Source organism: Proteiniclasticum sediminis (genome assembly GCF_018128025.1).
GTDB classification, from domain to species: Bacteria; Bacillota; Clostridia; order Clostridiales; family Clostridiaceae; genus Proteiniclasticum; species Proteiniclasticum sediminis.
Genome location: NZ_JAGSCS010000002.1, coordinates 219,064 through 232,096 on the forward strand (window position 1 = coordinate 219,064; position 13,033 = coordinate 232,096).

Below are 13,033 nucleotides of genomic sequence, written 5' to 3' on the forward strand. Positions count from 1 at the left end.
TATGGAGACCATGAATATCATCATTGCCGGCGTTGGCGGTCAGGGCCTGGTCCTGGCCACGAAAATCATCGCGGAAGCGGCGTTTCAGGCTGGCTTTGACGTGAAGACCAACGATGTGGTGGGCCTCTCCCAGCGGGGAGGCACGGTCTGGGGTTCGGTGAAGTTTGGGGATCAGGTCCATTCCCCCAACGTTCTGCCGGGGACGGGAGATCTTCTCCTTGGCATGGATCCCCTGGAAGCCCTTCGCTGGAGTCATTTGCTGAAAAAAGACGGACGGATCATTCTAAACACCCGCAGGGTCTATCCTACACCGGTTCTCCTGGAGAAGGAGGCGTATCCGGAGGAAGCGGTGGAAAGTCTTCCCGAGCGATTTGCCGTCACGTCGCTGGATGCCGCGAAGGAAGCCAAGGAGTCGGGAAACGCCAAGGCGGCCAATACGGTGCTCCTGGGTGTCTTGTCTGCCCATCTGCCCATCGCTGAAGAAATATGGATGAGAGTGCTGAAGGCCAATGTGCCGCCAAAAGCTGTGGAGGAAAATCTCCGAGCTTTTGCCCGGGGGCGGGAATATGACCACTGAGAATGCAAGGCTCTTCATCGGCATTGGACTGCCGAAGGAACACCAGGATCGTCTGGCGGAAATGGCGCAGCGGCTTTTGGGGGAGCTCTCCCAGGGGAATGTGACCCGGACGGGAAACTTCCATCTGACGCTGAAATTTCTGGGAGAGACCCCAAGGGACAGAATCCCCCAGATGAAGGCGGCGATCCAGGTCGCCGCAGAGAAATCGGACGCCTTCGTCCTCACCCTTGGAACCTTGGGGTACTTTTCCAAGGGCCGGGAGCGGATTTACTGGCTGGGCGGAGAGCCCTCAAGGGCCTTAAGCCAGCTGAAGGAGAATCTCGACCAGGCTTTGGGGGATGAAGGGGAACCAGCGGAAGAGATCTTCACGTCCCATGTCACCCTGATCCGCCGGGGAATCCCGGCAAAGGACAAGTCCTGGAAGGAGGTTCAGGAGCGAATCAATCCCCAGGAGCTCACCCATGGGGTGGACCGGGTGGTCCTTTTTGAAAGCACCCGGATTAACGGATTGATCACCTATGTTCCGCTAGCAGAGTTTCAGTTGAAATGATCCTTTAAAGAATTGAACACCCGACGGAAGTCGTTCCGGATCCGCGAAAGTCATGGCGGATCCGGATTTTTTTGCTGTTTTTCAAAAGTATCGGATTTTGGCGAAAGATCGGAAGAAAAAAGAACGGGAATCTTCGACATAGATTCGACAATACCTTGTAAATATTGTGAAGGTTGGGTAAAATAAGAGTAGCATAACGTTTACAATTCTTAATTATCTGCCATCCTCTGAGGTCCATTTCGCTTGAAATGGCTTTTTTTCGCCCAGTGAACTTCCCCTAGAAGACCTAACCTTTCCATTACCTGGAATTAACCGGGGGAAGGTATGCTGACAAGGGAGAAGAGAAGCCGTGGGAAGAGGAAAGGGACCTGATGTCCGTCGCTGTCTCATCTGCTTCTCATTATTTCATCATGAACAACGAGGAGGAAAACCATGAAGAGAATTCGGACCCGAAAAATCGCTGCCTGGCTTCTGGCCATCATGTTCCTTTTGACCATGATCCCCGGACAGAAAGCTCGCGCAGCCATCACTGATGTGGGCAAGGGCCCTGTCATCATTTATGAAGCTTATGGCGGAGGAGGGAATACAGGCGCGATCTACAAGAATGACTTCGTCGTCCTGAAAAATATCTCCAACGCAGCGGTGGACCTTAGCACCTGGTCACTCCAGTATGCGTCCGCTACAAATCCATTCAGTAATGTTGTCCCACTCTCTGGGACCATAGAGCCAGGAGCGTACTATGTCATCAAGGGCGCTCCGGGAGCAAATACGACCTTGCCTGATCTCCCAAGGGCAGATGTCGAAGCGCCAAGTCTTACCATGGGCGCAGCTAACTTTAAACTGGCCCTTTCCAAAGATCAAACAAAGATCGAAAGCAGCCAAATGCCCAGTGTCATCATCGACACGTATCCCAACCTGGTGGATTATCTGGGTACCGGTACAGCATCTGCTTATTTGGGCACTGCTGCCGCATCGGCACTCTCCAACAGCACCTCCGCCATCCGTATGGCGACAGATGGTAACAATGCCACCGATTATGTTTCCCACACCCCGGAACTCAGCTATCTGGGTGCAGTTCCTCCTCCCCCTCCACCACCAGAACCCACGATGATGACCATCGCCGAGGCTAGGGCTATGACCTCCGGCGCCGTGACCACCAAGGGTGTGGTGACCTTCATCGATGGCCGCAATGTGGTTATTCAGGATGCCACGGCAGGCATCAATCTTTATCTGTCCGCAGCGGATGCCACCATCGCCCTGGGCGATGAGATCACCGCCACGGGAACCCGAAGCGCTTACAAGCTTTTGGAGCAGATTGCCGTGTCCTCTTTCACCAAGGGCGAGAAGAAGGCCCTGCCTGCTCCGCAGGCCGTGACCCTTGAAACTCTTCTTGATCCCGTGAAAGCTGTGGACTATGAATCTGAAAGGGTTGTGATCCGAAAGGTGACTTTGGGAGCCATCGTTCCCACAGGAAACACCGTCATCACCTCTGGCACCTCCAGCTTCAACATCTATAAAATGCCTGCACTCACCGGCATCGTCGAAGGCGATGTGGTGGACGTGACAGCCGTACTTAGCCGTTTCACGAACTTCCAGCTTCGCGTGGTATTAGGCACCGATGTGAAGCTGTACTCCAATGACCCCATCAGCGATGAGATGGCCGCGGGGCTTACCACCCTGGACCAGGTTCTGGCTGGTGGAGCAGGGAAGACCGTCACCACCATTGGACAGGTGGCGTATACCTTCGGTGGAAACACCATCATCCTGCAGGATATCATCGGCGGCGAAATCATCGGTCTTCAGGTGTATGATTTCACCAATTTCAGCACTTACAAGATCGGGGACATCGTAAAAGTCACGGGACCCACTTCCCTCTATGGCGGCGTTCTTCAGGTGAACAAACCCACCGCCGTAGAAGTTGTAGGAAGTGCAGAACCCTTCGCACCCCAGGAAGTAACGCTGCTGGAACTGACGACAACGCCCGACAAATACATGTCCGAGTTTGTGAAAATCAAGGACGTGACCCTGGGCACTTACAGCAGCTCAGCAGGAACCCCCATCACCGATGCCACGGGTTCCCTGACCATCTATCGGGGACCTGCATTCCCCCTGGGCGTCACCGCCGGATCCAAAGTGGATCTTCTGGCCGTCATGTCCAAGTACAACACCACCCTGCAGCTGAGAATGGGCCAGACTTCCGACTACATCATCACGGAAGATCTCCTCAGCCCCTCCATCACCCTGCCCACCTTCCTGCCGGCCAAGGTTCTCACGGACTACAGCGTCGCCATCGAAGTGGTGGACAATGTGGGGGTGGAATCCGTCACCATGACCTACACCATCGGCAGCGTGGAGTCCGCTCCTGTGACCCTGGTGAAGAATGAGACCAGCGGAAAATATCAGGCCACAATTCCCGGGGACAAGATCCACTCTGCCTCGGAAATGATCCTGAAGTTCACCGCCCTTGACGCCAAGGGCAATAAGGGCGAGGCCACGGGCACCGTCGTCATCGACAATCGTCCCCAGGTGGTCAGCGTTGCCCCCGCAGCCAACACCGCCACCGGCGCTGACAAAATGCCCCAGTTCGTGGTGGAGCTGGCCAATGCCGGCGACAACCCCAAAGTCGAACTGACCCTCAATGGGGGAACCCCCATTCTCATGAGTGTTTTCGGCAGCACCGCCACCTACAAGCCAGCAGCGGCCATGGCCGACGGCAAGGTGGAAGCTTCCGTCCTCATCACCCGCACCGACAATGTGGTTTCCGATCCCTATGTCTGGAACTTCTACATTGGCGAACCGGTGTACAAATACTACTTCGGCCAGCTCCACGCCCATACCAATTACTCTGATGGCGCAGGCACGCCCGACCAGGCGCTGACCTATGCCCAGAATGTGGAGCAGATCGACTTCCTGGCCCTGACGGACCACAGCAACTACTTTGACTCTTCCACCAATCTGGGCACCTTCGACAATGCCAACTCCGGCACGGCGTCCACGGTGGATGCGACCATGAGCAAATGGGCCTACTACAAGAGTATTTTCGAAAAATACACCACTTCGGACTTCCTGGCCCTCTACGGCTTTGAAATGACCTGGAGCGGACAGTACGGCCATATCAATACCTTCGGCTCCGACGGATTCGTCAGCCGAAATAACCCGGCGCTCTCCGCTAAAAACGGCGACGGCCTCAAGGCTTACTACGAGCTGCTGAAGGGCCAGACGGGCACCATCTCCCAGTTCAATCATCCTGGAGCCACCTTCGGCACCTTCCAGGATTTCGGATATTACGATGTGGCCATCGACAACAAGATCAACCTCATCGAAGTGGGCAACGGCGAAGGTCCGGTCCGCGGATCCGGTTACTTCCCCAGCTATCAGTACTATACCCAGGCATTGGACAAGGGCTGGCATCTGGCGCCCACCAACGGCCAGGACAACCATAAGGGAAAATGGGGAGATGCCAACACCTCCCGTACCGTTATCATTGCGGACTCCCTGACCAAGGAAGCTCTCTTTGAAGCCGTGGACAACCTCCAGGTTTACGCCACGGAAGACAACAACTTTGAGCTCTACTACACCGCCAACAACATGCCCATGGGCACCATCTTCACCACGGATCCCGACAAACTGGATATCCTGGTGGAACTCAATGACCCGGATGCTGCCGATGTCATCGGTAAGGTCAGCGTCATCGTCGATGGCGGGATCGTGGCCCATACGGAAACCATCAACACCAATTCCGGAAAAATGGCCGTGACCCTCAGCAACGACTATTCCTACTACTACATCAAGGTGGAGCAGGGCGACGGCGACATCATCGTCAGCGCACCGGTCTGGACCGGAGAAGTGACCCAGGTGGGGATCAACGAACTCACCAAGGACACCTCCATGGACACCAAGGGCGAGACCACCAAGCTTTCCGCCTCCCTCTACAACTTTGAAGCCAGCGACCTTCAGCTGACCAAGGTCAGTGTTTATGTCAACGACGTGCTGCTGGAAAGCCTCACCACCGGTCTTCCTTCCGTGAAAGCCGGCACAGAAATGGACTATGTCTACAGCTATGTGCCCTCCAAGATCGGCAAGCAGACCATTCGCATGGATGTGGAAGCCACCATGGGAGGAACTCCCTTTGCCTTCACCAAGTCCATCGATCTCAACGTCTATGACAACAACAGCGTGGTGGACATCGCCATCGATGCCGCCCATGACAACTTCTATGTCTCCGGCGATTACGCCAACAATGACTCCTATATCACCACCGTGGCTGGTCAGAAGGGTGCCCGTGTAAGGCGTATCACCACAGCCATCACTGCAGAGAGTCTGGAAGGCGTGGAACTGCTGATCCTCACCGTTCCTTACCTGGGCTTCGGAAAGATGCCCAAGACTTATACTGCCGAGGAAATTGCCGTCATTAAGGCCTATGCCGAAAAAGGCGGAAACCTCATCCTCACCTCCAAGTCTGACCGCGGAAATCCCGGCGGCTTAGGCAATGCCGATGTCATTTCCAACGAGATCCTCACGGCCATCGGAGCCAAAGCCCGTATCGGCGGCGGCATCGTCGTGGACAATGTGATGAAGTCCAATGAAGCTTATCGCCTGTCCTTCAAGGATGCGGAAAACTTCAATGACAACACCACCTTTGGCGCAGGCATTCTCGACAAGACCAACAAAACCTTTAGTGCATACAATGCCGCACCGGTTATCCCCAACGGGGCCACCACCATCGTCCGCGGCTATGCCACCACCTGGGCAGCCAGCTACACCGCGAATTTCACCGGTTCAGCTTATGTGCCAAACTATGACACCGACAAGGTCGTTGTCCCCATGAACGAAGTCAGCGTCGTCACGGAAGAGACTCTTCCGGGCGGAGGTTTCCTCGTCACCGCCGGTGTCACGTTCTTCTCCAACTTCGAAGTCACGGTGGAAATGCTCATTGAGGAATCGGTGCGCAACGCCAACTTCATGATCGTCAACAACATCATCGATGAGATCAAGGGTGACCCCGTGATCACGCCCATCAGCGACGTCCAGAAGGCCGAAGAGGGACTGCCCTTCACCATCGAAGGCATCCTTACGTCCAATGCCAGCGGTTTCGACCGCAGCACTGCCTTCTTTGACAGTGCCTATGTTCAGGATGCCACCGGCGGCATCAATATTTTCCCCATCGCCGGAAATTACCAGGCCGGACAAAAGGTCCGCATCACCGGTACTACCTCGTCCTATCAGGGCGAGCATCAGCTCAACATTGACACCATCGAACTTCTGGATGCCACGATCAATCCCATCCTCCCGCTGCCCGTCCTCACCAAGGATGTTCCGGCCAACCTGGGCCGTCTGGTGTCCGTGGAAGGTCTGGTGCTGGAGATCCAGCGCAACCTGGGAGTTGTGGAATCCATCCTGATTCAGGACGCCAGCGGTGTTCCTGCCCGCATCTTCATCGACGGTTATATCGGTACCGATGTGGTCATGCCGGAAATCAAGGTAGGCGATACCGTGAAAGCCATCGGTCTCTCCTCCATCGATCCTCTGGGAAGCCGCATCCGCGTCCGTGACCGCGCAGAAGTCACCCTGGTGAAAGCCGGAGCGGACAAGACCGCTTTGGCCAGCCTCCTGGATCAGGCGAAAGCCACGTCCACCGCAGGCATGACCGTCGCCTCTGCCAAGGCTCTCGCTGATGCCATGGCTGCCGCAGAAAAAGTTCTCCTGGATGAAAAGGCTGAACAGGCTGCTGTAGATGCCGCCAAGACTGCCCTGGAAACCGCCCTTGCCGGACTTGTGGCCGATCCTTCCGTCTATGTCCTTGTGGATGAGGCCACGGGGGTAAAGGTCTATGTTCCTGCCGGTGCTTTCACCACAAAGCCTGTGCTGAAGGTGACGAAGGTGGAGTACAAGATCAAGGACTTCACCACATCCGCCTTCGACATCAGCTTCCTGGTCAATGGTGTGCGCGTACAGCCCAAGGTCAAGGTCACCGTATCGCTGCCCCTGGGAAGTCTCGATGCCGCCAATCTCTACCTGTTCCATGTCCTGGCAGACCAGAAGCTCGCTGCCTACAAGTTCACCGTCAAGGGAACCCAGGTGGAGTTTGAAAGCAAATCCTTCTCGGTCTATGTCCTGGCCAGTGGCACAGGAACCCTGCCGAAGACCGGTCAGACCAGCACCACCGTCTTCTACCTCTTTGGTCTCCTGACCATGGCCGGAGGATGGGTGCTCCTCACCAAGAAGAAGTCCATGCTGAACTAACCCTAATGCATAAAATCTTTAGGAGGAAGGGAAACCTTCCTCCTTTTCCCATGGAACCCAAAAGTAAGACACTGCCTTGAAAGTCAGAAATAGCATTCTTTATGTAAGATATAGTCGACAAAATGACGGGTAAGATGTACTCTTTCGGTAAGGAGGGGAGAGAAGATGAAGAACCTCAAACTAAAGCTGGCCCGGGTGGCGAAAAATCTTTCCCAGGAGGATCTGGCGAATCTGGTGGGGGTGACCCGGCAGACCATCAGCCTCGTGGAATCGGGAAACTACAATCCAACGCTGAAGCTGTGCACGGAAATCTGCCTTGTTTTGGGAAAAACCCTGGACGACCTATTTTGGGAGGGAGAAAAATGAATCCTGAACGTTTACGAAAAAATGCTTACCGAGACGGCTGGGGAGTGATGATCCTCTCAGCGGTGATCCTTTTGACGGGAATACTCCTGAGCAGCCAGGGGCAAGGGGCCCTGGGAAAAGCCCTGACCGGACTATCCTTCGTTCCGGCTACGGTGGGGGGGATGCTGCTCTATAAAGCCCATAGACTAAAGAAGAATCCGGAAGGGATCCGGTCCATCATCATCGAGGAAAGCGACGAACGTCTTCTTCGGCTAAAAGGGGAAGCGGATTCCCGGGCTTTTGCCCTGACCCGCAGATTTATCTTTCTTGTCTACATGGGCTACACCTTAGCGGTTCCTGCAGATATCTTTGAAGCTCCGGGCTGGTGGCTTATTCTGCTCATTATGGTGATGGCCTTTTTCTCCCAAGGGATCCTATGGAAACTTACCCTGGATAAGGAAAAAGGATCTGCTCCTCCAGAGGAAGAATGATGGGTTGTGATTTTCATAAAAATGAAACAGATTGGACATGTGAAATCCCCATTTTCTTGATACAAGGGAAATAATCTGATTTAAGGAGGAGAATCCATGAGTGTTCAAATTTTTGTCAATTTCGACGGAAACTGCCGGGAAGCGGTGGAATTCTATGCCTCAGTCTTTGATCATGAGCCGCCAAAGTACATGACCTTCTCGGATAATCCGGATCAGTCCCAACCGTTGCCAGAAGAGGCGAAAGACCGGATCATGTACACGGATCTTCGCATCGAAGGCGATCTCGTCATGTTCTCCGACACCTGGCCCGGCATGGAGTTCATTGTGGGAAACAACATGAGTCTCACGGTGGTGACGCCCGACATGGACAAGACCCGGAGCTATTTCGAAAAGATGAGCACCCGGGGCAAGATTGATATGGATCTTCAGGAAACCTTTTGGAGTCCCCTCTACGGCTCCATCAAGGATGACTTTGGAGTGTATTGGCAATTCAGCACGCAGCCTCCAAAGACCGAATAGTCTAGGCCCAGACCCCCTGAAATGGGGGTTTTTCTTCGTTTATCTCTATTTTTTCATCCTCCTTTAAGGGGAATCAAGGTATAATGTAGGGAAATGAACGGTCCAATAAGGAAAACCAAGGCCCTGGGCATGGTTTTGAACGGACCCCAAGGAGTGAGGACCATGAGTACGAAAGATACCCTACGCCGCGTCACCTATATTGCCCTGGGCACTGTCCTGTTTGCCTGGATTCTTCAGAATCTGAGCTTTGTGGAGGGAACTATCCTCCGAATCCTGACCCCGCTGAACCCCCTTTTCCTGGGTTCTGCCGTGGCCTTCATCCTGAATATCCCCATGAGCGCCCTGGAGCAGCGGCTGAAAATGAAGAACAAGAAGCTGAAACGCGGACTGGCGCTTCTCATCACGCTGCTGGGCATGATTCTTCTTCTGGTTCTGATTCTTTTCATCGTCCTTCCGGAAATTGGACGGACCTTTGAAAATCTGGCCTCCATGCTGCCGGGCTTTGTGGAGAAGATCACCCTTTGGGCGGAGAATCTGTCGGTGAATCTACCCTCCATCCAGAAGTATCTGCAGGAGATGGATATCACCCTGGAGTCCATCAGTCAGGATCTTCTAAACCTCCTGAAGGTGGGGGGAACCAATATCGCCAACTATACGCTGACCCTCATCAGCCGGCTGGTCAGCGGCACGGTGACGGTCTTCATCAGCTTTGTGTTTACGGCGTACATTCTTCTGGATAAGGAGAATCTGTCCCGCCAGGGACGCCGGCTCATTTATGCCTTCCTGCCGGAGAAACGGGCGGACTGGGTCATGGAGACTTTAGCCTTCACCTCCGACGTCTTTTCCAAGTTCGTCACAGGACAACTGACGGAAGCCGTGATTCTTGGGCTGATGTTCTTTGTCTCCATGGCCATACTGGGCTTCCCCTATGCCATGGTCATTTCCGTCCTTGTCAGCATCACCGCTCTGATTCCCCTCATTGGGGCCTTTGTGGCCACGGCCGTGGGTGCTTTCCTCATCCTCATCACCAACCCCCTCCAAGCCCTGTGGTTTGTGATCCTGGCCCAGGTCCTCCAGCAAGTGGAGGGAAACCTGGTGTATCCCCGGGTGGTGGGAAACTCCGTGGGGCTTCCTGGCATCTGGGTGCTGGCGGCCATTCTTCTGGCCACGGGTCTTTTCGGCATCGTGGGGATCCTCCTGTCTGTCCCCGTTTGCTCCGTACTCTATACGCTCCTCAAACGCCATGTGGCTAGCCGTCTGGCGGTGAAGGAGAAGGAGAAGTCCGAAGCACAGGTGTAGTGCGGGAACATTCCCGAAAACCCAAGCGATTCTTTTATTCTGCCGATGGAGTTGCGGCAGTTTTGCGTAAATCTTTCTGGAATTTTCCCGTATACTGAGAGCAAAGGGAGGTGCGCCATGGGAGAGAGAATCTATATTGCCGAAGATGAAGCCAGTATACGGGAAACCGTGCGGGCGTTTTTGGAGAGCGAAGGGTATCAGGTGAGAGACTTCGAAAATGGAGATCTCCTCTTTGAGGCGTTCCTTCAGGAAGCCCCGGACCTCATCATCCTGGATGTACTCATGCCGGGATCTTCGGGTTTTGACATTACACGAAAAGTTCGAAGCATAAGCAGTGTACCCATCATCATCCTCACCGCCCGGGACAGTGATCTGGATTATGCCACGGGGATCAACCTGGGCAGTGATGACTACTTCACGAAGCCCTTCAGCGCCATGTCCCTGGTTATGCGGGTAAAGGCCATACTTCGAAGGGTGCGTCTGGATCAGGAAAATCTTCATAAAAAAGAAGGGGAGCTGCTGCAGTTCGGGGATCTTGTCCTGAACAAGAAAACCATGAAGGTCACCAAGGGAACCCAGGAGCTTGAACTCACCCCCACGGAATACAGTCTTCTTCTGTATCTCACGGAAAATGCCGATCGGGCCGTTTCCCGGGATGAACTCCTGGATGAGATCTGGGGTTATGGGAAGGACATCGAAACCAGGGCCTGCGACGATACGGTGCGAAGACTGCGAAAGAAACTCGTCGCCACAGCCGTCCGCATCGAGAATATCTGGGGTTTTGGCTTTCGGGTGAAGGAGGAAAGCCATGGCGAAGAAGCGTAGCCTAAAACATCGTCTGCTGTTCCAGGTCACAGCCCTGGTACTGGGCGTTCTCCTGGTGATTCTTCTGCTGTTCAAGATCCTCATCACCAGCTACATGGAGCGCAGCGCCGAAGAGGTGCTGACGGCTTCCCGGCAGTTCACCATCCGCGATGACACGGTGCCCCAGGACCCCGGAGCCCTAAAAGACAAGCCTCGGAAGATTCCTTCCGGCGAAGCGCAGCATCTGGTTCTTACGACAAATTACCAGGTGGTGAGTAAATTCCTGCCCCCCGTGGAAGTGGAAGGAGAGGAAAGCTACCTTACCTTTGCCGAAGCGGCCAAAACCCAGAAAATCAGCCTCACGGGGGAAGACATCGGAAAGCTCACCACGGGGGAAAGACTCTACTACTATACGGCGGTGCCCTTTGAGGGAGACTACATGGTCTTCTACATCAATATGACGAACCTCTACGGGTTTGAGCAGAATCTGTCCAATACGCTCATGCTGATCATGGCCATCGCCCTGGCGGTGACCTTGGTGGTCATTTCCCTCATCAGTCAGCGCATTGCCGAACCGGTGAAAAAACTCAGCGAGTTCGCCCAGAGCATCGGGGAAGGGCACTACGAACCCCTGGAGATGGAAGCGAAAGATCAGGAAGTGGCGGAACTGAAGTCTGCCATGAATGAGACGGCGAAAAAGCTCCAGGAGTATGATCGGGAGCAGCGGACCTTCTTTCAGAATGTCTCCCATGAGCTGCGAACGCCCCTGCAGATCCTGAAGACCAGCGCGGAAGGATTAGAGTATGGGCTCCTGGATCAGGAGAAGGCCTTGGGCACCATGAAGAAGGAAGCGGACCATCTCCATCTCCTGGTGGAGGATATTCTTTTCCTCTCCCGCCTGGAATCCCGTAGCCCCGACATGGTGAGAACCACCAATGATTTGCGGGAAACCCTTTCCTACACCGTGGAGCGATGCTCACCGCTTCTCCACAGCCGGGGCATCGGCATCACCTATGACTTTGATCCGGATCCCGTGCTATTTGCCTACGATGAAAAATCCATGGAACGGGCCTTTCAGAATCTCGTCGCCAACGCCCTGCGCTATGCCCGGACCCAGGTGCAGGTTTCCTGCAAAATCCTGGAGAACCGGATCATGATCCAAGTGGCGGATGATGGAGAAGGCATCAAAAAAGAGGATCTTCCCCGGATCTTTGACCGGTTCTACAAGGGAGAAAAGGGCGGTCATGGCATTGGCCTTTCCATTGTCAAATCCGTGGTTTCCGCTTACGGAGGCCGCGTAGAGGTAAAATCGGGTCCTTTGGGAACGGTTTTCACCCTGTTCTTTCCCTTGGACCCCACCCCCTGATTTCACGCCATAAGCCTGCAAAGCATGACGCTTTGCAGGCTTTTTTGCGTGACTTTTGCACCAAAGCTGACGCCGTTTTTCGGGGAATCGCCTGAAGGGCATGGCGTACACTGAAGATGGACAATGAAAAGCAGGAGGAAAGAATGATGGAGAACACCTCATACCGCAATGAATTGAAATATCCCATATCCCGGACCACTCGGGAAGTGCTTTCCCGAAGACTGGGCCAGATTCTCGTCCGGGATCCCCATGTTCAGGGACAGAGCTACCGGATCAAGAGACTCTATTTTGATACCTTGGATGACGAGGCTCTGGCGGACAATCTCCTGGGAACAAACTGCCGGGAAAAATACCGAATTCGGATGTATAACGATGATGATCGTTTCATCCGACTGGAGAAAAAGGTGAAGCGCATGAACAAGGGGTTTAAACGATCAGCGCCCCTTTGCCGGGAAGAGGTGGTAAAGATCCTCGCCAGGGACTACGGGTTTCTCCGGGACAAGGAAGATCCTCTCCTTCAGCGGTTCTATGCGGATCTGACCCTGAAGCTCCTTCGGCCGAAAATCATCATTGTCTATGACCGGGAACCCTTTCTCTATGCCCCGGGCAATGTGCGGGTGACCCTGGATTTTGGGATCCGAAGCAGCCGGGAAGTGTGGAGGTTCTTCGAAGAGGACCTGGGCTATCTTTCGGGAGAGTCTCCGGGGAGTCTTTTGGAGGTAAAGTACGATGACTTTCTTCCCGATCTTATCCGGGATCTGGTCCAGGGGGGAGAGGCCATGCAGACGGCCCATTCCAAGTATGCCCGGGGGCGCCTGGCCCTGGGGTGATCAAAAAAT

10 protein-coding genes are annotated in these 13,033 nt (G+C 54.3%); all 10 read left to right on the top strand.

The window, feature by feature from the left end; translation table 11 throughout:
* The first annotated feature begins 1 nt into the window (after position 1).
* Positions 2-577: an indolepyruvate oxidoreductase subunit beta gene (locus KCG48_RS02615; RefSeq protein WP_211799736.1), complete on the top strand. Its 576-nt coding sequence runs from the start codon at positions 2-4 to the stop codon at positions 575-577.
* Entirely contained in the window at positions 567-1,127 is a 561-nt protein-coding gene (gene thpR, locus KCG48_RS02620; RefSeq protein WP_211799737.1) for an RNA 2',3'-cyclic phosphodiesterase, read from the top strand. Before KCG48_RS02615 ends, thpR begins: the two co-directional genes overlap by 11 nt.
* Positions 1,128-1,559: 432 nt before the next feature.
* Positions 1,560-7,370, top strand: a complete 5,811-nt coding sequence (locus KCG48_RS02625; protein ID WP_211799738.1) for a CehA/McbA family metallohydrolase — start codon at positions 1,560-1,562, stop codon at positions 7,368-7,370.
* 165 nt (positions 7,371-7,535) lie between these two features.
* Positions 7,536-7,736 (top strand): helix-turn-helix transcriptional regulator, encoded by a 201-nt coding sequence (locus tag KCG48_RS02630; RefSeq protein WP_211799739.1) that lies wholly within the window; start codon positions 7,536-7,538, stop codon positions 7,734-7,736.
* On the top strand, positions 7,733-8,206 hold the full coding sequence (locus KCG48_RS02635) for a hypothetical protein (protein ID WP_211799740.1): 474 nt from the start codon (positions 7,733-7,735) through the stop codon (positions 8,204-8,206). The genes KCG48_RS02630 and KCG48_RS02635 overlap by 4 nt, the downstream gene beginning before the upstream one ends.
* Before the next feature lie 96 nt (positions 8,207-8,302).
* Positions 8,303-8,725, top strand: a complete 423-nt coding sequence (locus tag KCG48_RS02640) for a VOC family protein (protein ID WP_211799741.1) — start codon at positions 8,303-8,305, stop codon at positions 8,723-8,725.
* A 162-nt stretch (positions 8,726-8,887) separates the two neighbouring features.
* Positions 8,888-10,024 (top strand): AI-2E family transporter, encoded by a 1,137-nt coding sequence (locus KCG48_RS02645; protein ID WP_211799742.1) that lies wholly within the window; start codon positions 8,888-8,890, stop codon positions 10,022-10,024.
* Positions 10,025-10,141: 117 nt separating this feature from the next.
* A complete protein-coding gene (locus KCG48_RS02650; protein WP_211799743.1) occupies positions 10,142-10,849 on the top strand; it encodes a response regulator transcription factor in 708 nt (235 codons plus the stop codon).
* Positions 10,833-12,194 (top strand): sensor histidine kinase, encoded by a 1,362-nt coding sequence (locus KCG48_RS02655; RefSeq protein ID WP_211799744.1) that lies wholly within the window; start codon positions 10,833-10,835, stop codon positions 12,192-12,194. The genes KCG48_RS02650 and KCG48_RS02655 overlap by 17 nt, the downstream gene beginning before the upstream one ends.
* Before the next feature lie 143 nt (positions 12,195-12,337).
* The gene (locus KCG48_RS02660; RefSeq protein ID WP_211799745.1) at positions 12,338-13,024 is read left to right on the top strand and encodes a polyphosphate polymerase domain-containing protein; all 687 of its coding nucleotides are present in this window, start codon (positions 12,338-12,340) and stop codon (positions 13,022-13,024) included.
* Positions 13,025-13,033 lie beyond the last annotated feature (9 nt).

Coding starts and splice junctions, on each gene's coding strand:
- KCG48_RS02615 (WP_211799736.1), top strand. CDS start 2: ATGGAGACCATGAATATCATCATTGCCGGCGTTGGCGGTCAGGGCCTG.
- thpR (WP_211799737.1), top strand. CDS start 567: ATGACCACTGAGAATGCAAGGCTCTTCATCGGCATTGGACTGCCGAAG.
- KCG48_RS02625 (WP_211799738.1), top strand. CDS start 1,560: ATGAAGAGAATTCGGACCCGAAAAATCGCTGCCTGGCTTCTGGCCATC.
- KCG48_RS02630 (WP_211799739.1), top strand. CDS start 7,536: ATGAAGAACCTCAAACTAAAGCTGGCCCGGGTGGCGAAAAATCTTTCC.
- KCG48_RS02635 (WP_211799740.1), top strand. CDS start 7,733: ATGAATCCTGAACGTTTACGAAAAAATGCTTACCGAGACGGCTGGGGA.
- KCG48_RS02640 (WP_211799741.1), top strand. CDS start 8,303: ATGAGTGTTCAAATTTTTGTCAATTTCGACGGAAACTGCCGGGAAGCG.
- KCG48_RS02645 (WP_211799742.1), top strand. CDS start 8,888: ATGAGTACGAAAGATACCCTACGCCGCGTCACCTATATTGCCCTGGGC.
- KCG48_RS02650 (WP_211799743.1), top strand. CDS start 10,142: ATGGGAGAGAGAATCTATATTGCCGAAGATGAAGCCAGTATACGGGAA.
- KCG48_RS02655 (WP_211799744.1), top strand. CDS start 10,833: ATGGCGAAGAAGCGTAGCCTAAAACATCGTCTGCTGTTCCAGGTCACA.
- KCG48_RS02660 (WP_211799745.1), top strand. CDS start 12,338: ATGATGGAGAACACCTCATACCGCAATGAATTGAAATATCCCATATCC.